19 protein-coding genes are annotated in these 19,861 nt (G+C 40.4%); 6 read left to right on the forward strand and 13 right to left on the reverse strand.

The genetic code is table 11. The features are described 5' to 3' along the window. Window position 1: 1 nt before the first annotated feature. The 6 genes from ispE to E0709_RS07955 form a co-directional block, all read right to left on the reverse strand. A complete protein-coding gene (ispE, locus tag E0709_RS07930) occupies window positions 2-910 on the reverse strand; it encodes a 4-(cytidine 5'-diphospho)-2-C-methyl-D-erythritol kinase (protein ID WP_132302331.1) in 909 nt (302 codons plus the stop codon). After that, window positions 910-1,539, reverse strand: a complete 630-nt coding sequence (gene lolB, locus E0709_RS07935) for a lipoprotein insertase outer membrane protein LolB (protein ID WP_132302332.1) — start codon at window positions 1,537-1,539, stop codon at window positions 910-912. The genes ispE and lolB overlap by 1 nt, the downstream gene beginning before the upstream one ends. A gap of 48 nt (window positions 1,540-1,587) precedes the next feature. Next, window positions 1,588-2,853 carry a multifunctional CCA addition/repair protein gene (locus E0709_RS07940; RefSeq protein ID WP_132302333.1) on the reverse strand — a complete coding sequence of 422 codons (1,266 nt, stop codon included), beginning with the start codon at window positions 2,851-2,853 and terminating at the stop codon, window positions 1,588-1,590. Between the two features lie 35 nt (window positions 2,854-2,888). Beyond that, window positions 2,889-3,500, reverse strand: a complete 612-nt coding sequence (locus E0709_RS07945; RefSeq protein WP_132302334.1) for a TIGR04211 family SH3 domain-containing protein — start codon at window positions 3,498-3,500, stop codon at window positions 2,889-2,891. Window positions 3,501-3,565: 65 nt separating this feature from the next. Then, on the reverse strand, window positions 3,566-4,828 hold the full coding sequence (locus E0709_RS07950) for an inorganic phosphate transporter (RefSeq protein WP_132302335.1): 1,263 nt from the start codon (window positions 4,826-4,828) through the stop codon (window positions 3,566-3,568). Between the two features lie 21 nt (window positions 4,829-4,849). Continuing rightward, complete coding sequence (locus tag E0709_RS07955) at window positions 4,850-5,530, reverse strand: TIGR00153 family protein (protein ID WP_132302336.1); 681 nt, start codon at window positions 5,528-5,530, stop codon at window positions 4,850-4,852. Between the two features lie 123 nt (window positions 5,531-5,653). Between E0709_RS07955 and E0709_RS07960 the strand changes: the two genes are divergently transcribed. Both E0709_RS07960 and radA read left to right on the forward strand, forming a co-directional pair. Continuing rightward, window positions 5,654-6,709 carry a CYTH domain-containing protein gene (locus E0709_RS07960; RefSeq protein ID WP_132302337.1) on the forward strand — a complete coding sequence of 352 codons (1,056 nt, stop codon included), beginning with the start codon at window positions 5,654-5,656 and terminating at the stop codon, window positions 6,707-6,709. A 1-nt stretch (window position 6,710) separates the two neighbouring features. Next, complete coding sequence (gene radA, locus E0709_RS07965; protein WP_132302338.1) at window positions 6,711-8,090, forward strand: DNA repair protein RadA; 1,380 nt, start codon at window positions 6,711-6,713, stop codon at window positions 8,088-8,090. Between the two features lie 209 nt (window positions 8,091-8,299). On the opposite strand, the gene secF is transcribed toward radA, so the two are convergent. The 7 genes from secF to queA form a co-directional block, all read right to left on the reverse strand. Beyond that, entirely contained in the window at window positions 8,300-9,193 is an 894-nt protein-coding gene (gene secF, locus E0709_RS07970) for a protein translocase subunit SecF (protein WP_243640869.1), read from the reverse strand. A gap of 81 nt (window positions 9,194-9,274) precedes the next feature. Next, window positions 9,275-11,125: a protein translocase subunit SecD gene (gene secD / locus E0709_RS07975; protein WP_132302340.1), complete on the reverse strand. Its 1,851-nt coding sequence runs from the start codon at window positions 11,123-11,125 to the stop codon at window positions 9,275-9,277. A gap of 23 nt (window positions 11,126-11,148) precedes the next feature. Then, on the reverse strand, window positions 11,149-11,448 hold the full coding sequence (yajC, locus tag E0709_RS07980) for a preprotein translocase subunit YajC (protein ID WP_132302341.1): 300 nt from the start codon (window positions 11,446-11,448) through the stop codon (window positions 11,149-11,151). 81 nt (window positions 11,449-11,529) lie between these two features. Further along, window positions 11,530-11,754, reverse strand: coding sequence for a sulfurtransferase TusA family protein (locus E0709_RS07985; RefSeq protein ID WP_132302342.1), 225 nt, complete (start codon window positions 11,752-11,754; stop codon window positions 11,530-11,532). After that, window positions 11,755-12,267 carry a hemerythrin domain-containing protein gene (locus E0709_RS07990; RefSeq protein ID WP_132302343.1) on the reverse strand — a complete coding sequence of 171 codons (513 nt, stop codon included), beginning with the start codon at window positions 12,265-12,267 and terminating at the stop codon, window positions 11,755-11,757. It lies immediately after the preceding gene. Further along, complete coding sequence (gene tgt, locus E0709_RS07995; RefSeq protein WP_132302344.1) at window positions 12,260-13,414, reverse strand: tRNA guanosine(34) transglycosylase Tgt; 1,155 nt, start codon at window positions 13,412-13,414, stop codon at window positions 12,260-12,262. The genes E0709_RS07990 and tgt overlap by 8 nt, the downstream gene beginning before the upstream one ends. 588 nt (window positions 13,415-14,002) lie before the next feature. Further along, entirely contained in the window at window positions 14,003-15,082 is a 1,080-nt protein-coding gene (gene queA / locus E0709_RS08005) for a tRNA preQ1(34) S-adenosylmethionine ribosyltransferase-isomerase QueA (protein ID WP_132302345.1), read from the reverse strand. Window positions 15,083-15,218: 136 nt separating this feature from the next. Here queA and E0709_RS08010 point away from each other — a divergent pair, with 136 nt between their 5' ends. The 4 genes from E0709_RS08010 to E0709_RS08020 all read left to right on the forward strand — a co-directional run bounded on the left by E0709_RS08010 (window position 15,219) and on the right by E0709_RS08020 (window position 19,802). After that, window positions 15,219-15,659, forward strand: a complete 441-nt coding sequence (locus E0709_RS08010; RefSeq protein WP_132302346.1) for a DNA polymerase III subunit chi — start codon at window positions 15,219-15,221, stop codon at window positions 15,657-15,659. Between the two features lies 1 nt (window position 15,660). Then, window positions 15,661-15,828, forward strand: a complete 168-nt coding sequence (locus tag E0709_RS12290; RefSeq protein WP_165867231.1) for a hypothetical protein — start codon at window positions 15,661-15,663, stop codon at window positions 15,826-15,828. Window positions 15,829-15,978: 150 nt separating this feature from the next. Further along, window positions 15,979-16,908 (forward strand): restriction endonuclease, encoded by a 930-nt coding sequence (locus E0709_RS08015; RefSeq protein ID WP_132302347.1) that lies wholly within the window; start codon window positions 15,979-15,981, stop codon window positions 16,906-16,908. Between the two features lie 29 nt (window positions 16,909-16,937). Next, the gene (locus E0709_RS08020; RefSeq protein WP_132302348.1) at window positions 16,938-19,802 is read left to right on the forward strand and encodes a valine--tRNA ligase; all 2,865 of its coding nucleotides are present in this window, start codon (window positions 16,938-16,940) and stop codon (window positions 19,800-19,802) included. Window positions 19,803-19,861 lie beyond the last annotated feature (59 nt).

Raw genomic sequence — 19,861 nt, forward strand, 5'->3', positions numbered from 1 at the left:
TTTAATTCTGTCGTTTAAGTTGATTAAGTAATATTGCTAATGGCGAAGTATTACAGCCTTTTGCTACAAAACCACTAAAATTTGTTGGTTTGAGCTGATAAATGGCCTGTGCGTCTTGTTCACTATCAAATTCAGCGAATACACATGCTCCAGTTCCAGTTAATCTTGCTGGTGCATATTGTAACAACCAAGAGAGTAATTCATCAATGATTGGGTAGTGATTTCGCACAATTTTTTCGCAATCATTGCGATATTCATCTGTTAATAGCTGTGAAATTGGTTTTTTCGGCGTATTTCGTGTTAGATTGACATCAGCAAATATTTTTGCTGTCGAGATCGCTAATTCAGGCTTTAACACCAAATACCATTTTTGTTGCGGTTGGCAATGGGTAATTTTTTCGCCAATACCTTCTGCCACCGCGGCTCGTCCATCAATAAAAATAGGTACATCTGCACCTAATTTTACACCAATTTCGATTAATTGTTGTTCAGTTAATCCAGTTTTCCACAAATAGTTGAGCGCGACTAAAGTCGTTGCCGCATTTGATGACCCCCCACCAACACCACCGCCCAGCGGGAGAATTTTATCTAAATGAATATTCGCACCGCATTGACAGTCAGTATATTGTTGCAATGCCGTGGCGGCACGATAAATCAAATTATCTTGTTTGTTTAAGTTCGGAATATCGGGGGTTAATTGAATTTGATCATCATCACGTAAACTGATATTTAACCAGTCGCCATAATCTAAAAATTGAAATAAGGTTTGTAATTCGTGATAGCCGTCAGGACGTTTATTGTTAATATATAAAAATAAATTCAGTTTTGCGGGGCTAGGGAAACGGATATGGTTTCCCTGTTGAATGGTTGACAGATCGGAAAGTGCGGTAGAAAAATGATAATTTTTCATTATAAAACCCAGTTATCCACTCGTATTTTTAAGGTTTGCGTCGAATTCTTTAGCAAAATATCTTTGGGTAATGCTGGTATGCGATCTTGATGATAAACTAAATAATCTGCTGTCCACAGCATACCATCCACAGCATAGTTAAAGCTCGACAAATAATGATTTTCGCCTACTTGATAATCCGCTTTTTCGTCTGGCTGACCTTTTAACCAAGTGGCTAATTGTTCTAACGGCACATCCATACCAACGATTTCTCGCACCAGATATTTGGCATCTTGTTCAGAACGTTGATGACCTTTATTATCTGAAATCGTCATGCCAGCATTGTGCATCTGCAAGGTTAAACTGCTTGCACTAATGGTAGAGTAAAGTTTTAAGGTATAGTTTTTCGCATTGCTATATTGCCATTCAAAACGGCTGGAAAAGCGTTCTTTCTCGCTAATATAACCTAACTGCCCTTGGGCTTGATAGTTTTGGATTTGTTTAAGTTGGCTTAAATGTTGTTGCCAAGTGCGGTCATTCTTGCTAATCGTTTTAATATCGGTTGGACGCTGTTCACTGATGTCTAAACTTGAACAGCCAGTAAATAATATCGCAGATAATAAAATTAGGGATAAATGTTTGAGTTTCATTTTTAAATGCGTTCTTAAAAAGTTGGAGAGTATTCTAACTGGTTATTTTTATGAAGTCAAAATATCAAAGTGCGGTCTGATTTCAGCAATTTTTTGTTTTACCGCTAAAATCCTCCGAGCGGTCAGCTCATCTCGAATCCTTTGTTTTTCAAATCCGTCATTGATCACCTGTTGCACATCCACTTGTAAAGCAGTTTGATACAGTTGCCATAAATAGTCTTTTTGTGGGTATTCTCGTCGTTCACAACCAGTACGTCCACGACTATCTGCGACACAAACGGTGAGAAATTCTAAAAAGCGTTGCGGTTTACGCCATACATCAAATTGATTGAACAATTTAATCATCGTATTTGCGCGCAATTCAAAGGCTTTGTGAACATGGCTATGATATGCACAAGTCAGTTCCGCTAATGCTTTGTCATAACTCGGCACTTTTAACCGATTGCTGAGATTTCGGGTAGGTTGAACGCCGTTTTTTTCGTGTCCATAGTGATGGGGTAAAATGGCTTTGGGCGTTAAGGCTTTGCCTAAATCATGACAAAGTGCGGCAAAACGCACCGCAGTTTTATTCAGTTCGGTTTGTTCGGTGAGTAGGGTAGCCTGTTGTAACACCAACATAGTATGAATAAAACTATCAATTTCGGGGTGATGTTGGGCTGGATTTGGCACGCCATAAAGGGCATCTAATTCAGGGAATAATACAGCTAATGCACCAACTTGACGTAACACGAAAAAATAGGTTTCAGGATTTTTTTCATTAAGGGCTTTTTCAGTTTCTAACCAAACGCGTTCAGCGGTTAAATGAGCAAGTTCTCCCTGAGCAGTGAGAGTTTTCATTAATTTAATCGTTTCATCTGCAATCGTAAAACCTAAATAATGAAAACGAGCAGCAAAGCGAGCGACACGCAAAACACGCAAAGGATCTTCGGCAAACGCTGGGGAAATATGACGTAAAATGCGGTGATTTAAATCGTTAATACCACCAAAAGGATCGTACAGCGTGCCTTGTTCATCTTGGGCGATAGCATTAATGGTTAAATCTCGCCGAATCAGATCTTGCTCAAGGGTAATATCTGGAGAAAAGTCGCACACAAACCCCATATAGCCTGAACCCGATTTTCGTTCGGTGCGGGCAAGCGCATATTCTTGTTTAGTTTTAGGATGCAAAAAAACAGGAAAATCACTGCCCACTTGTTGATAGCCCTGTTGAATAAGTTGTTCAGGTGTGCCACCCACAACCAACCAATCTCGATCTTTAATAGGGAGATTCAATAATTGATCACGGACAGCACCACCAACTAAGAATGTTTGCATTTTCTGATGCCTGACACCTGTCATCTGATACCTGATTAAGCCCACCCGTCACGGCGACGACGTTTTGGCATAATCACTGGAATAATCAAACCAAGTAATAATCCCACACCAAGCACGGAACCGCCATAAATAAACCATTGAATCGCAATTTCACGTTTACCAGCATCAAGCAAAGCTTCTAAGTCACGATTTTTATTTTTAGTGATTTCTAATTCACGTTTTAATTGTGAATTTTCTTCTAATAATTGACTACTACGCTGATCGCTGTCAGTAGCACGACGTTGCATTTCAACAGTACGTTGTTGCCAGTCTTTATCAATATTATTTAGTTTTAAGGTTAAATCCTGAACTTTGGCTCTTAACTGTGGGTTTTCATTTTTAGCACTGGGTGACGAACTCAATTCGCTCGTTAAAATCCATGCTTCACGGTTTTTATTATCACGAATTAAGGTATAACGATCTTTACGATCTAATATTGTCACTGGTTCACCCGCTTGAATAGCACCGGCAATTTTAAAGTTATCACCCGCGCCTTTACGTAAAAAAGTATGCAAGTTTTCAGTCACATATTGGGTTTCAGCTTGTGCAACTTGAATTGTGGCACCCAATAATAGGGCAGAGAGCAGTAGTTTTAATAATGTCGGCATGACATAAACCTCCTTAACAAATAATGGAAAAGTGCGGTGATTTTGACCGCACTTTTTAACCTGTTTTAGCGGAAAATAAGATCCAAAATAAAATAAATAATAATAGCGAAAAATGCACCAGCAGGTAATGTGACAATCCAAGAGGCAATAATATTACGAATCACATTTAAATTTAACGCGGCAATACCACGCGCTAAACCAATACCTAACACAGCCCCAACCAGTGTTTGGGTGGTAGAAATCGGTAAACCGGTACCAGATGCCACCACTACTGTGGCGGCAGTGGCAAATTGAGCGGCAAAACCGCGGCTAGGCGTTAAATCCGTAATGCCAGTGCCGATAGTTGCCATCACTTTATAACCAAGAATAATTAATCCAGTGGCAATGCCAGCAGCACCAAGTGGTAACACCCACCAAGCTATCGGTGCATTTGCCATAATGTTGCCCCCATTTTCAACAATGGTTACGACTGCCGCTAATGGTCCGATAGCATTGGCCACATCATTTGAACCATGCGCAAATGCCATAGCACAAGCTGTCATTAACATTAGAATACTAAATATGCGTTCAACGCCACCAAAAACACCATTGCGAGCTTTTTTGATAAATCTTTTACTACGGAAATAAAAATAACTGATTAATACGGATATTAGACTAATTCCTAGTGAAATCAGGATTGTTTCCCCCGTGGTGAGATTTAATCCAATATGTTTTAAGCCTTTCGCAATGGTGACAATTACCACAATAAATACGGTTAATCCCATAAAGTGGGGACCAAATTTTTGGGCATTATGTAATGGTTTATCGGTATCAAAAATTAATTTTTGGATAACCAAGAAAATACCATAGGCTAATACACCAGCGATAACAGGCGTAATAAACCAACTCCCGACAATACCACTTATCGCCCCCCATCTTACTGCATGGGTTCCAGCCGTAATACAAGCAAAACCGATTACAGCACCGATAATCGAATGGGTGGTGGAGACTGGCCAGCCCCAACGTGAGGCAATTAATAACCAAGAGCCCGAAGCAAATAACGCCGCCATCATGCCTAATACTAAAGTATCTGGTGCATTGATAAAGTTGGTTGGGTAGATAATGCCACTTTTAATGGTTTCGGTGACTTCTCCACCGGCTAAGTAGGCACCCGCAGATTCAAATATTAAGGCAATAATAATCGCTTGTTTGGCATTAATTGTGCCTGATCCCACGGAGGTTCCCATGGCATTAGAAACATCGTTTGCACCTACGCCAAATGCCATAAAAAAAGCAAAGGCGGCAGTAATAAAAATCAGGATGGTACCGTAATTTTGTAATACATCCATAGTCTATCTCCTATGTTATCATTACGAACGTGCTAACATCAGTTCAATACGAGAACCAACACGCTGTGCCTGATCAGCTAATACGCCAACCCATTCAAAAATTTTGTATAAGAACATCACATCAATTGGATTATATTGTGCTTCAATTTGACGTAACATACGGCGCAATTTAATCTGCATTTGATCTGTATCATCTTCAATAATATCTAATTCGTTGATCATGTCATTGACAAATTTGAGTTCGCGCCCTTTAAAACCCGTTTCTAATAATTGATCCATTTCTCTGATCACATTATGTGCTTGCACTGTAGCATCTAAACTACGACAAAGAAAATTCATAAAGTCTTCTTGTAACTCATCAGGAATACCAAATTGACGCCCTACCATGCGACCGGCAATATCTTTCGCATAATTAGCTAATTTATCCTGTTGAGTAACTAATTCTAATAAATCCGTACGGTCAATGGGTAAAAATAAACCGCGTGGTAATTTCAAGCGAATTTCACGTTTCAAGCTATCCGCTTGGCGTTCAGTTTCCGCGATTTGTAAACGGACTTGCTCTGATTGATCCCATTCGCTGCTAAAGGTGGCTTCAAAAAAAGGAACCAATAGGCTACAGGCTTCCGTTACTTTATCGGAATGTTGTTGTAATGGTTTTAAAGGGGAATGGGCAAATAATCCTAGGATATTGTTAATTGCCATAGAAAACTCCAAATAGATGAAATAAATTTGCGTGCATATTACCTTATATACACGAAAAATTCACGATCTAAATGAAAAAAGCTCTATAATAGGGCAAGATTTTTACTTATTAAGGACGTAAGAATGTCAAATGAAATCGAATTGAAATTAGCGGTAACGCCAGAAATTGCCGATCAGTTTTCACAAATATTAAGTGATTTTCATATTTTAAAACAAGATAAGCTATTTTTAGGTAATATCTATTACGATACAGCAGATCGCTATTTTGCCCAACATAAAATGGGACTCAGAGTGCGGTCGGAAAATCAGCAGTTTACCATGACTTTAAAAACCAATGGCAATGTGACAGGGGGATTGCATATTCGCCCTGAATATAATTTTCTGTTGAACTCGGCGCAACCTGATGTCGCTGTTTTGCAACAAATAGAGAATATTACGCTCCCAACCGATCTCAAATTAGCACCTATTTTTAGTACGGATTTTATGCGTCAATGGTGGTTAATTGAGTGCGGTAAAAATACTGAAATTGAAATTGCGTTAGATCGTGGTGAGATTAAAGTAAAGGATAAAATTAAGCCGATTTGTGAAATTGAATTTGAATTAAAAAGCGGTGAATTAGCGGATTTATTTACCTTTGTGGCAAATTTAAGTTTTGTCGATGGTGTGCGATTAAGTTCATGGAGCAAAGCGAAACGGGGTTATCAATTGACTCAAGGGGGATTATCAACCGCAAAAGATTGGCTTGAGCAATGGCGTGTTTTTTTAGATGTCGAGAAAAGTGCGGTCAATTCTCAGCAAGTTTTAACCGCACTATTGAACTACGAACAACAACTGATAGAAGAAACCATGCAATTTGGCATAGATTTTTTTGCTCAACAATTTATTCAAACCGTTGAACGTATTGGGGCATTCTTTAATTTATATCATTATTATGTGGATAATGGTCACTTGATACAACAGGTTTTTGAACAACAGCTTGAACGAAATCATAATTTAGATGAAAACATGGTGTTAGATATAGTAGAAAGTAATCAATATTTATTTGAGCAAATTCGTCATATCATTCGTTTGCACAGTGAAAGTAAGGATAGTCAACAGGCAATGAGAAGATTGCAGAATTTATTACAACAAGGGCAATATGTTAAACGTATGCTTAATTTGATGAGAATGGTGAATTAATATGGCAAAAGCCCCGAAAACCGCTTATGTGTGTAATGATTGTGGTGCGGAATTTGCTCGTTGGCAAGGGCAATGTTCTGCGTGTAAATCATGGAATACTATCAGTGAAGTTCGTTTGGTTTCCGCTAAATCAGTGCCAAAAGGGGATCGTTTTAGCGGTTATGCGGGCGAAACCCAAGCGAAAATTCAAACCTTAGCCGATATTAGTTTACAACAAACACCAAGGTTTTCCAGTGGCTTTCATGAATTAGATCGCGTACTGGGTGGCGGTATTGTGCCGGGATCCGCTATTTTAATCGGCGGACATCCGGGGGCGGGAAAATCTACTTTATTATTACAAGTGATGTGTGGTTTAGCGCAAAATATGACCGCACTTTATGTCACTGGTGAAGAAAGTTTACAACAAGTCGCCATGCGCGCTAATCGTTTGGGTTTACCGCCGGATCGGTTACAAATGCTGTCGGAAACCTCGGTCGAACAAATTTGTAATCTCGCTGATCAACTTAAGCCACAGATTATTGTGATAGATTCTATCCAAGTGATGCACCTTGCTGATATTCAATCCAGTCCAGGTTCCGTGGCTCAAGTACGTGAATGTGCATCTTTCTTAACTCGTTATGCCAAAACTCGCCAAGTTGCCATTATTATGGTGGGACATGTGACCAAAGACGGCACGCTTGCTGGTCCGAAAGTGCTTGAACACTGTATTGATTGTTCGATTTTATTAGAGGGAGAATCCGATAACCGTTATCGCACCTTACGTAGCCATAAAAACCGTTTTGGTGCCGTGAATGAACTCGGGGTGTTTGCCATGACCGAACAGGGCTTAAAAGAAGTGAAAAATCCATCAGCGATTTTTTTAAGCCGTGGTGATGAATTGACATCAGGCAGTTCGGTAATGGTGTTATGGGAAGGCACACGTCCATTGCTAGTGGAAATTCAAGCCTTAGTGGATCATTCTATGCTCGCCAATCCACGCCGTGTTGCGGTGGGGTTAGAACAAAATCGACTGGCGTTATTGTTGGCAGTATTGCACCGCCACGGTGGGTTACAAATGTCTGATCAAGATGTGTTTGTGAACGTGGTAGGGGGTGTTAAAGTAACCGAAACCAGTGCAGATCTTGCTTTATTATTAGCCTTAATTTCCAGTTTTCGTAATCGTCCTTTACCGCAAGATCTGGTGGTATTTGGTGAAGTGGGGTTAGCGGGTGAAATCCGTCCTGTACCAAGTGGACAAGAACGTATTTATGAAGCCACTAAACATGGTTTCAAACGGGCTATTGTGCCGTTTGCTAATAAGCCGAAAAGTGCGGTGCAAAATATGCAAGTTTTTACCGTGAAGAAATTAGCCGATGCGTTAGCAATATTGGATAATTTTTAATGATGAAAATACCCCGTACTGGTGTACGGGGTTAAGTATGGTGACGATGCTCCGCATCTGAGTAGTAATATGTTTAGTCTGTATGTTAAGTTTCCTGTACTGGTGTACGGGGTTAAGCGTAGTGATGATGCTCCGCATCTTATTTGTATTTTTCAGCTACGGAGTAGCTGTATCATGCTTAGTCCTGTACGTCAGTGCAGGGCTACAAACTAAAACCCTTCCTCAAATTCCTCTTTGGTTGCTAATTTAATTTGCATATGTTCACGATCTAAACCTAGCTCAAAGGCAATGGCAATTGCGACGAAAATAGAAGAATAGGTACCAAATCCGATACCGATTAACAAAGCAAGAGAGAAACTATGAATACTGCTACCACCAAAATAGAGTAAGGTAAATACAACAAATAAGGTAGTTAGTGATGTAATCATGGTTCTCGCTAGTGTTTGGGTCAAGGAAATATCAATAATTTCTTGGCTACTCATGCGGCGGATTTTACGGAAGTTTTCACGTACACGATCGAATACCACGATACTATCGTTTAGCGAGTAACCTACCACAGTTAAAATCGCTGCCACAAAGGTCAAATCAATCTCAATTTGTAAAAAGGAAAAAATCCCTAGCGTTACAATAACATCATGGGCTAAAGCGAATATCCCACCTACCCCTAAACGCCATTCAAATCGCATTCCCACATAAGCTAATAACAGGATTAACGTGGCTAAGGTGGCATAAATAGCTCCTTGGGTTAATTCTTCACCTACGTTTGGTCCCACAAACTCGACTGATTTCACTTCAATATTGGCATCAAGTGTGGTCATCATGTCTTTAATTTCAGTACCGATTTTGGCATCACTGGCTGTTGCGGGTAAACGAATGATAACATCACTGGTAGAGCCTGTTGTTTGTACTAACGCACTGGTGATCCCTTGATTGTTTAAGGTTGAACGAACTTGATCCAGATTGGCTGGTTGTGAAAAATGCGTATCAATCACCACGCCGCCAGTAAAATCTAAGCCCCAGTTAAACCCTTTGGTAAACATACAGAAAATGCAGAATCCAGTGAGTAATAAAGAGAAAAGATAACCGAATTTGCGATAATTCATAAAGCGGATTAGGCTAAAAGGTAAGCCTATTCCTTGATATTCGTGCTTTTGTTTAAGTAAACTCACAATATTTCTCCGCACTTAAATAGATAATTTTTCAACACGTTTGCCACCATAAATCCAGTTGACCAGCATTCGTGTACCGGTAATGGCGGTAAACATAGAAATAGCTACCCCTAAAGCAAGGGTAATCGCAAAGCCTTTCACTGGTCCCGTACCCACCGCATATAACACGATAGAGGTTAAAATAGTGGTTAAGTTAGCATCAAAAATAGATGACCATGCACCATTATATCCTTCGTGAATAGCTTGTTGAATCGGGCGACCGTTGCGCATTTCTTCTTTAATCCGTTCAAAGATCAGTACGTTCGCATCCACCGACATCCCCACCGAAAGAATAATCCCGGCAATCCCGGGCATGGTTAAGGTAACACCCGGAAGTAACGACATTAAACCGACTACTAAAATCATATTGGCACAAAGGGCAAGGCTTGCAATTAAACCGAATAATTTATAGAACACTAAACAGAAGAAAATCACGATAACCAAGCCCCAAAGTCCGGCGGTTAAGCCTTGTTCGACGTTTTGCGCCCCTAATGATGGTCCAACGGTACGTTCTTCCACAATTTGAATCGGTGCGATTAAAGCACCAGAACGGAGTAACACAGAAAGATTTTGTGCTTCCGCAGGGCTATCAATACCGGTAATTTGGAATTGACTACCAAAACGACCTTGAATAGTTGCCACATTAATGACTTCGGCATTCTTTTCTAAAATGGGTTTACCATTTTCATCTTTTTTGCCGTTGTCTTTATATTCTACATACAACGTTGCCATTGGTTTTTTCAGATTCTGGCGCGTGGTGTTTGCCATAATTTCACCACCCTCACTATCCAAGCTAACGCTCACCTGTGGTGTTGAGGTATTATGGTCTAAACCTGATGTGGCATTGGTAATATGCTCACCACCGAGTACAGCTTTACGATATAACGCAACGGGGCGACCTGTACGATCTAATTGAATTTCCGTATCCGATGGCACAATACCGCGAGCGAGAGCTTCCGGACTGACATTAGTATTAACCATACGGAACTCAAGGGTAGCGGTGGCACCTAATAATTCTTTCGCACGAGCGGTATCTTGAATACCCGGTAATTCCACCACAATACGTTCAGCACCTTGACGCTGGATCACCGCTTCTGCTACGCCTAATTCTTCCACACGTTTACGCAGGATACTTAAGTTTTGTTCAATCGCATGATCACGAGCTTCAATTAAGGCTTTATCTGATAACGCTAATGCAAGGGTATTATCAGCCACTTCATTAATATTTAGATTAGGATGTTGTTTACGAATAAGTTGTTTGGCGTCAAAAAGCTGTTCAGGTTTAGTAATGGTAAGTAATGTGCTGAAATTTTCACCATTTTTCACTGCGCTATATTGAATTTTTTCTTTACGCAATTCACCGCGTAAACTATCTTGCAATTGTTCTTGGCGTTTGCCTAAAGCAGTGTTCATATCTATTTCCATCAGGAAACGCACCCCACCACGTAGATCTAAACCCCATTTCATCGGATTACCACCGATACTGCTTAACCAAGCAGGTGTTGAGGGTGCAAGGTTTAACGCAGTAGAGTATTGATTACCTAATTTTTCAGCAATTTTGTCTTTGGCTAATAGCTGATCATTGGTATTGTTAAAACGTGCTAAAATAGAGCCATTTTCTAACAGGATAGATTTGGGTTGAAGATTGTTACTGGTAAGTAGGCTTTGAACTTCACTTAATGTGGTTTCACTTGCTTGCTGACCACGCGTACCCGAGATTTGCACGGCAGGATCTTCGCCGTAAATATTTGGAAGTGCATATAAAGCACCAATGGCGATCATAAAGATCACCATTAGATTCTTCCATAAAGGGAAACGGTTTAACATAGGTATAATAACCTTTTATGAAATTAAAGAGATTTGATTGAACCTTTCGGTAACACAGCGACGATAAAGTTACGTTTAATGGTGACTTCGTTGGTTGGATTTAACGCAATCACGACTTCATCACTATTTTCAGATAATTTAGTGATTTTACCAATTAAACCGCCTGAGGTTAAGATTTCAGAACCTTTGGCTAAAGATTCCATTAAGGCTTTGTGTTCTTTATTACGTTTAGCTTGTGGACGGTAAATCATAAAATAGAAGATTAAACCGAAAATAGCAAAGATAATAATCATTGACATTGGGCTGCCTTGTTGTGCGTCCATGTTGTTTTCCTTTTTTGTTGATAAATAGAATAAAAAATTAGGTGCATAAAATAGCACAAGATCAACGGAAAAGCTAGTATGCTAACCTTTCCTAATGACGATTTGCGTATCAAGTGCGGTGAACTTTTGCCAAGAAATAAATTGATAGCCCTGTTGCTGGCATAAAAGTTCAAAATCTTGCACCGCACTTTGTTCGTTTAGTTGAATCGTCAATATACTGTTGTGAGGTAAATTATTAAGGGCTTTTTTCGCCATTAATAAAGGTAAAGGGCAAGCATATTGACGTAAATCTAATTGATAATCCATTTACAGCTGACGGCGTGCCGCCATCACTTTTCCCATACTTTCCAATTCAGCATCAGAAATACAGTCTTTGCCTAAGGCAAATAATGGTTCTTCCAATGCAATATGCACATCATAGCCGGCAATGAAATTAGTGATAAGTTCCGCATCAATATTATCTCGTTGATCTTGAATTAATTCACTAAGTTGGGTAGAAAGTTTATGCCAGTTATCATGTAGAATAAAATGCTGACGTTCTAACTCATCAATGGTTTGTTGCGTTTTTGCATCATATTTTGCCACCACAGGAAAGAAATCTTTTTCTTCATCATCATGATGCAAAGGTGCGGCAATATTGAAATAATTTAAAATTTGCTGAACATCATTTTTGACCGCTTGATTGACCCCATTTTTAGCCAAATAATCAGGTAATAGGCTTAATTGACGACAGAAATTTTTTACTCGCCCATGGCAAGCATATAACATCTCAATAGGTTGATCCCAGCTGACAAATTGTTGCGGTTCCAAATTAATCATGCTTTTCCTCTTTTTGTTGCAATGGTGGTACAGGTTTGCCAATTTTGGCATAAAATTCTATCACAAAATCCTCAAAACGATCTTGTTCAATAGCAGTACGAATCTGTTCCATCAAGCGTTGATAATAACGCAAATTATGGATGGTATTCAGTCTTGCCCCCAAAATTTCACCGCACTTATCCAAATGATATAAATAAGATTTGGTGTAATGTTTACAGGTGTAACAATCACATTCAGGATCTAGCGTGCTAGTATCATCACGATATTTCGCATTACGAATTTTCACAATGCCGTCTGATACAAACAAATGTCCATTACGTGCGTTACGAGTCGGCATCACGCAATCAAACATATCAATCCCACGGCGAACGCCCTCGACTAAATCTTCAGGTTTTCCTACGCCCATTAAATAACGCGGTTTATCTTGTGGCAATAATGGATTTACAAATTCCAAAATGCGGTGCATTTCTTGTTTCGGTTCACCCACCGCCAGACCGCCTACCGCATAACCGTCAAAGCCAATATTCACTAAACCTTCAATGGAAATTTTGCGTAATTCTTCAAAAGTACCACCTTGCACAATACCAAATAACGCATTTTGATTTTCCAACTCATCAAACCGCTGACGGCTGCGTTTCGCCCAACGTAACGACATTTCCATGGAGTTTTTAGCATAATCAAAGGTCGCTGGATAAGGTGTACATTCATCAAAAATCATCACAATATCCGACCCGAGATCGTATTGAATTTCCATAGATTTTTCAGGGGATAAAAAGATCTTTTCACCGCTGATCGGATTTTGGAAATGTACGCCTTCTTCTTTGATTTTGCGTAATTTACCTAAGCTGAACACCTGAAAACCGCCAGAATCGGTCAAGATCGGTCTATGCCATTGCATAAAATCGTGTAAATCACCATGTTTACGCATCACTTCCTGCCCTGGACGTAGCCATAGATGAAAGGTATTACCGAGTAAAATTTCCGCCCCCGTGGCACGTACTTCTTCGGGGGTCATGCCTTTGACGGTACCGTAAGTTCCCACTGGCATAAAGGCGGGGGTTTGGACGGTAAAGTCGCCTTGTGGACGGGTGAAGATCATTTCGCCACGGCGGGCAGTTCCGTTAGTTTTTTTTAAATTAAATTTCATAGTTTTCCTTTTCGAATAAACAGTTCGATGGTGTTTTTTTGTTTAAAATTGTTTTTTATAAATTTGTGTTTTTTATTACAATCGGGTTTCGCCACGTTCTTTACTTTTCTTTGCTTGTGCAAAAGAAAAGTAACAAAAGAAACACACCCCAGCTTTGCCTTGTTTCCTGAAAATGCTTTAATTTGCTTAACGGAAAATGGCTGAACTCGCTACGCTCAGACAGACGCCATTTTCCTACAAATTAAAGCGTTTTCAGGCGGCAAACATGGGGACCCCATTTTGTCAAAACATTATTTTATTTCATTTGTAAATTTTAAAATCTTTTCATTTTTTAACCGCACTCTTATTTATGCTCGGTCAAAACTTGGGGTCCCCGTCTGAGTCGCCTGAGCGTTTTGGTATTTTTAGCTAAATTTTGCCTGTCTGAGCGAAGCGAGTTCAAAATTTAGCGTTAAGAAAATACCAAATAAGCTCAGAAAAGCGGTGAAGTCGGGGCGTGCTTTCTTTTGCCTACTTTTCTTTGCACGAGCAAAGAAAAGTACGGTCGCCCATCGGGCGAAACCCGATCTAAAAAATGTTATTTAGTATTTAAACGTCAACTTTTTTACTGATAAACATCGCATCCCCATAACTAAAAAACCGATACCGATTTTCCACCGCACTTTTATACGCAGCCATCACATTCTCATACCCTGCAAACGCCGATACCAACATAATCAACGTACTTTCTGGCAAATGAAAATTGGTAATCAAACAATCCACTACCCGAAATTTTTTCCCTGGGTAAATAAAAATTGAAGTATCAGAAAAATATGGCTCAATAATCTGCGAACTGCCTTTTTCTTCCGCAAATAACGCCGCACTTTCCAGCGAACGCACCGAGGTTGTCCCCACCGCAATTACACGCTTACCTGCCGATTTTGTGGCTAATACCGCATCGACCACATCTTGCGACACTTCCACATATTCTGCGTGCATCTGGTGATCTTCGATTTTTTCCACGCGTACAGGTTGGAATGTTCCTGCTCCAACATGCAAGGTAACAAAAGCAAAATTCACCCCTTTGGCTTTTAATTTTGCCAACAATTCATCATCAAAATGCAAACCAGCGGTCGGAGCTGCCACTGCCCCAGGGATTTTATTATATACCGTTTGATAACGCTCTTGATCCGCTTCTTCATCGGGACGATCAATATAAGGCGGTAACGGAATATGTCCAATTTTATTCAATACATCTAAAACTGCGGTGTTTTTATCGGCAATTTCTAATTCAAACAACGCCCCTTGACGACCAAGCATCGTAACCGCAATGCCGTTATTTTCGCCGAGTTTATCTTCACCCAGCACTAAAATCGCCCCGTTTTTTGGGGCTTTACTAGAACGAATATGGGCTAAAAATGTGCTTTCGCTCAACACACGCTCAACTAGCACTTCAACCTTGCCCCCACTGACTTTCCGCCCAAACATACGGGCAGGAATGACACGAGTATTGTTAAATACCAACAAATCGCCCGCATTGACTAAATCCAACACATCGGCAAAAGTGCGGTGAAAAATTTCACCGTTTTGACCATTTAATTGCAATAAACGGCTTGAAGTACGGTCAGGTTTCGGATAACGAGCAATCAGCTCATCGGGTAAATCAAAATAAAAATCGGATACCAGCATAAATTAACATCAGTCTTAATTTTAAATGTGCGATAGTCTATTGTGATTTTCTTTCTAGCACAAGCAAAAACCTTTATTTATAAGTATTTTTTCGTTAGAATTAACCGCTTAATTCAACGACAAAATTAACCTGAAAATGCCGAAAATCGCCAAATTTTATTTAATCAAATCCAGCCTTTCCCAACAGGACTTGTCGGGAGCGGAATTATTGGCGTGCGATTTATCCGCTCAATTATGGCGTGCGGGCTTGAAAGTGTTGATTGCGTGCGAAACCGAACAACAAGCCTTAGATTTAGACGAAGCACTATGGGCAAGAGATCCCGAACAATTTGTACCGCACAATTTATCAGGCGAAGTGACCAATTTCGCTACCCCGATCGAAATTTCATGGCGTGGCAAACGCAACGCCCAACGGCGAGATGTATTGATTAATTTACAACAAACTATTCCTGATTATGTGTCTGCGTTTAATCAAGTGATTGATTTTGTGCCTGTGGACGAACAACAGAAAGTCATTGCCCGAGAACGGTATAAACAATATCGACAAATGGGGTGGCAGATGGAGATGGTGGAGTAAAATGAACAAAGAAGAACTACTCAAAAAACACAACGAGATGCTGATTTTATGGAAAGCGTGGAAGGACGAGAAGAAAAAGCACGAAATCCTGACTTTTGAAAATGAAAAGGGTGAGATTGTGCGACATTATCCTGACGGTAAAGAAGTTGTGATTGAATATGCAAAATAATCTAGCAATTTTTTACTGTGGCACGAATGGTGCTGGCAAATCTACTTTGCGTGGATTTAATCAAGATCCTGTGCAGATTGTTATTGTTAACGTTAAAAGAGTTAAAATAATCTAGAAAAAATTTTGAAATCAATAAGCTAGGAATTTAATATGAGTTACCAAAAAACAAAAGAGTTACTTAATCCTATTCTAAATGTACTAAATAGAAATACTCATCTATTTCTTAACGACATAGTAAATGAACTTGCATTATATTTTAAACTAGATGAGAATTTCCTATCTCAACGCTATGAAGTAAGTAATGCAAAAATTTTTGAAAATACTGTTCTATGGAAATTAAATGATTTAAGCAAATCAGGACTAATTGATTTTATAAAAACAAATAATAAGAGAGCTTATATTGTTAGCAAAAAGGGAATATCGTTTTTAAATAAATCAAATGATGAGATAGCCAAATATATTAGTGATAATTATAAGAAAAAAATTAAAAATGTAGAAGAATTAGATAAGCCAGAACATCCTATTGAGATTTCATTGGAAATGGCGCAAATTGCTCCATTAGAACAGTTGGAAAATTCGTATAAAATATTACGAAATCAAATTTATGATGATATTTTAGATGTTGTCTTGTCTAAATCGCCTATTGCATTTGAACATATCGTTACTCAATTACTTCAAAAAATGGGGTATGGTGATGGTGAAGTAACTCAAATTAGTCGTGACGGTGGCATTGATGCTCGAATTAAAGGTGATGTACTAGGTTTTGAGCAAATATACGTTCAAGCAAAACGTTATCAAAGAGATAAAACAATTAGCCGACAAGATATTCAAAGTTTTATCGGGGCATTATCCGGTATTGAAGGAAATGCAACTAAAGGTGTTTTTATTACGACCGCTCAATTTTCAAATGATGCCAAAGAATTCGCACAGAAAATTCAAAAATCTAGAATTATATTAATTGATGGAAAGCAACTGGCAAAATATATTTATGAATATGAGTTAGGTGTTCAAACAGAAAAAAGTTTTAGTATCAAGAAAATAGATAATGATTTTTGGAATGAATTTCAAAATAATGAGTAATAGAAGAATTTAATTAAAGAGAAAACCAAATGACACAAAACCTTCAAATGGCAGACCGCTTTGAGCCGTCTGCGGTAGAACAAGCCTTGTATCGCCACTGGGAAGAGCAAGGGTATTTTAAACCAAGCGAAGATGAGAGCCAAAAAGGCTACTGTATCGCTATTCCACCACCGAATGTAACGGGTTCACTCCATATGGGGCACGCTTTCCAGCAAACCTTAATGGATACGCTGATCCGTTTTAACCGTATGGAAGGCAATAATACGCTGTGGCAGACAGGGACTGACCACGCAGGCATTGCGACTCAAATGGTGGTGGAACGCAAGATTGCGGCGGAAGAGGGCAAAACTCGCCACGATTACGGGCGTGAAGCCTTTATCAACAAAATTTGGGACTGGAAAGCCTATTCAGGCGGTACAATTAGCCAGCAAATGCGCCGTTTAGGCAACTCGAGCGACTGGGATCGTGAGCGTTTTACCATGGACGATGGTCTTTCTAATGCGGTGAAAGAAGTCTTTGTTCGGCTACACGAAGAAGGCTTGATTTATCGTGGCAAACGCCTTGTAAACTGGGATCCGAAATTACACACCGCCATTTCTGATTTGGAAGTGGAAAACAAAGAGAGCAAAGGTTCGCTGTGGCATTTCCGCTATCCGTTAGCAAATGGGGCGAAAACCGCTGAAGGCAAGGACTATTTGGTGGTGGCGACTACTCGCCCTGAAACCGTACTCGGCGATACGGCGGTGGCGGTTCACCCTGAAGATGAGCGTTATCAATCGCTTATCGGTAAGTCGGTGATTTTGCCGTTAGCGAACCGTGAAATTCCGATTGTGGCGGACGATTATGTGGATCGTGAGTTCGGGACAGGTTGCGTGAAGATTACGCCCGCCCACGATTTCAACGACTACGAAGTGGGCAAACGCCATAATTTGCCGATGGTCAATGTGATGACCTTGAATGCCGATATTCGAGAGATCGCGGAAATTGTCGGTTCAGACGGCAAAATTTTGGAAAATTACACCGCACTTATTCCGGCGGATTATCAAGGCTTAGAGCGTTTTGTTGCACGCAAAAAAGTGGTCGCTGATTTTGAAGCACTCGGTCTTTTAGAAGAGATCAAACCGCACGATCTCAAAGTGCCTTATGGCGACCGTGGTGGCGTGCCGATTGAGCCGATGCTGACCGATCAGTGGTATGTGAGTGTGAAACCGCTGGCGGAAGTGGCAACCAAAGCCGTGGAAGACGGCGAAATTCAATTTGTGCCAAAACAGTATGAAAACCTGTACTTCTCGTGGATGCGTGATATTCAGGACTGGTGTATTTCTCGCCAACTTTGGTGGGGACACCGTATTCCTGCGTGGTATGACGAAGCGGGCAATGTGTATGTGGCTCGCAACGAAGAAGAAGTGCGGGCGAAACATAATTTGCCTGCGGATCTTGCCTTAAAACAAGATGAGGACGTATTAGATACGTGGTTCTCATCGGGCTTGTGGACGTTCTCAACCCTTGGCTGGCCAGAACAAACTAAAGAGTTGCGTATGTATCACCCAACAGACGTGTTGATTACGGGCTTTGACATCATTTTCTTCTGGGTTGCACGAATGATTATGTTCACGATGCACTTTATCAAAGACGAAAATGGCAAACCGCAAGTGCCGTTCAAAACCGTGTACGTTACGGGCTTGATTCGTGATGAACAAGGGCAAAAAATGTCCAAATCTAAAGGCAACGTGCTTGACCCGATTGATATGATTGACGGCATTTCGCTGGAAGATTTGCTTGAAAAACGTACAGGCAATATGATGCAGCCACAACTGGCGGAAAAAATCGCCAAAGCGACCAAAAAAGAGTTCGCAGACGGCATCGCCCCACACGGCACGGACGCATTGCGTTTCACACTGGCAGCCTTGGCGAGCAACGGACGCGACATCAACTGGGATATGAAACGCCTTGAAGGCTACCGCAATTTCTGCAATAAATTGTGGAACGGCAGCCGTTTTGTTCTCACCAACGATAAACTCGATTTATCCGCTGGTGAAACCGAATTAAGCGTGGCGGATCGCTGGATTATTTCCACCTTCAACCGCACCGTAAACGAATTCCGCACCGCATTAAGTCAATACCGCTTTGACTTGGCAGCCAACGCCATTTACGATTTCACTTGGAATCAGTTCTGCGACTGGTATTTGGAACTCACCAAACCTGTGTTTGCTAACGGCACAGACGCTCAAAAACGTGGGGCAAGCCAAACCTTGGTGAATGTGCTTGAGCAATTACTCCGCTTAGCTCACCCAATTATGCCATTTATCACCGAAGAAATTTGGCAAAAAGTGAAAGGCTTTGCGGCAGTGAAAGGTGAAACCATTATGTTGCAACCGTTCCCGAAAGTAGATGATGCTAAACTTGATACACAAGCCGAAAAAGAGATTGAGTTCTTAAAAGAAATCATCGTCGCTGTGCGTAATATCCGTGCCGAAAGCAACATCGCACCGAGTAAAGGGTTGGATTTATTGCTCAGAAATGTGATTGCTGAAAATTGCAAAACCTTGCAAAAAAATGACCGCACTTTGAAAGCCTTAGCTAAGTTGGACGATGTAAAAGTGTTAGCAGACGGTGAAAAAGCCCCATTATCGGTAGCAAAACTAGTCGGTAAAACCGAATTGCTCGTGCCGATGGCAGGCTTTATCAACAAAGAAGCCGAACTTGCAAGACTTGCCAAAGAGATTGAAAAACTCAATGGTGAAGTCGCACGCATTGAAGCTAAACTTTCTAACGAAGCGTTTGTGGCTAAAGCGCCTGAGCAGGTGATTGCGAAAGAGCGTGAGAAAATGCAGGGGTATCGGGAAGGGATTGAGAAGCTGGAATTGCAACGGAAAGAGATTGAAGCGTTGTAATATAGCGTTGAATTTGGGGTGGACGCTGGAGTCCGCCCTAGAATAATCAAATAATAGGA

Source organism: Lonepinella koalarum (assembly GCF_004565475.1).
Classification (GTDB): domain Bacteria; phylum Pseudomonadota; class Gammaproteobacteria; order Enterobacterales; family Pasteurellaceae; genus Lonepinella; species Lonepinella koalarum.

What these genes read in the sequence shown, in the direction of transcription:
- secD (WP_132302340.1), bottom strand. Translation starts at nt 11,125, where the DNA reads ATGTTAAACCGTTTCCCTTTATGGAAGAATCTAATGGTGATCTTTATG.
- queA (WP_132302345.1), bottom strand. Translation starts at nt 15,082, where the DNA reads ATGCTGGTATCCGATTTTTATTTTGATTTACCCGATGAGCTGATTGCT.
- E0709_RS12290 (WP_165867231.1), top strand. Translation starts at nt 15,661, where the DNA reads ATGAACAAAGAAGAACTACTCAAAAAACACAACGAGATGCTGATTTTA.
- tgt (WP_132302344.1), bottom strand. Translation starts at nt 13,414, where the DNA reads ATGAAATTTAATTTAAAAAAAACTAACGGAACTGCCCGCCGTGGCGAA.
- E0709_RS07960 (WP_132302337.1), top strand. Translation starts at nt 5,654, where the DNA reads ATGTCAAATGAAATCGAATTGAAATTAGCGGTAACGCCAGAAATTGCC.
- ispE (WP_132302331.1), bottom strand. Translation starts at nt 910, where the DNA reads ATGAAAAATTATCATTTTTCTACCGCACTTTCCGATCTGTCAACCATT.
- E0709_RS08020 (WP_132302348.1), top strand. Translation starts at nt 16,938, where the DNA reads ATGACACAAAACCTTCAAATGGCAGACCGCTTTGAGCCGTCTGCGGTA.
- secF (WP_243640869.1), bottom strand. Translation starts at nt 9,193, where the DNA reads ATGAATTATCGCAAATTCGGTTATCTTTTCTCTTTATTACTCACTGGA.
- E0709_RS07955 (WP_132302336.1), bottom strand. Translation starts at nt 5,530, where the DNA reads ATGGCAATTAACAATATCCTAGGATTATTTGCCCATTCCCCTTTAAAA.
- E0709_RS07990 (WP_132302343.1), bottom strand. Translation starts at nt 12,267, where the DNA reads ATGATTAATTTGGAACCGCAACAATTTGTCAGCTGGGATCAACCTATT.
- E0709_RS08010 (WP_132302346.1), top strand. Translation starts at nt 15,219, where the DNA reads ATGCCGAAAATCGCCAAATTTTATTTAATCAAATCCAGCCTTTCCCAA.
- yajC (WP_132302341.1), bottom strand. Translation starts at nt 11,448, where the DNA reads ATGGACGCACAACAAGGCAGCCCAATGTCAATGATTATTATCTTTGCT.
- lolB (WP_132302332.1), bottom strand. Translation starts at nt 1,539, where the DNA reads ATGAAACTCAAACATTTATCCCTAATTTTATTATCTGCGATATTATTT.
- radA (WP_132302338.1), top strand. Translation starts at nt 6,711, where the DNA reads ATGGCAAAAGCCCCGAAAACCGCTTATGTGTGTAATGATTGTGGTGCG.
- E0709_RS07950 (WP_132302335.1), bottom strand. Translation starts at nt 4,828, where the DNA reads ATGGATGTATTACAAAATTACGGTACCATCCTGATTTTTATTACTGCC.
- E0709_RS07945 (WP_132302334.1), bottom strand. Translation starts at nt 3,500, where the DNA reads ATGCCGACATTATTAAAACTACTGCTCTCTGCCCTATTATTGGGTGCC.
- E0709_RS07985 (WP_132302342.1), bottom strand. Translation starts at nt 11,754, where the DNA reads ATGGATTATCAATTAGATTTACGTCAATATGCTTGCCCTTTACCTTTA.
- E0709_RS07940 (WP_132302333.1), bottom strand. Translation starts at nt 2,853, where the DNA reads ATGCAAACATTCTTAGTTGGTGGTGCTGTCCGTGATCAATTATTGAAT.
- E0709_RS08015 (WP_132302347.1), top strand. Translation starts at nt 15,979, where the DNA reads ATGAGTTACCAAAAAACAAAAGAGTTACTTAATCCTATTCTAAATGTA.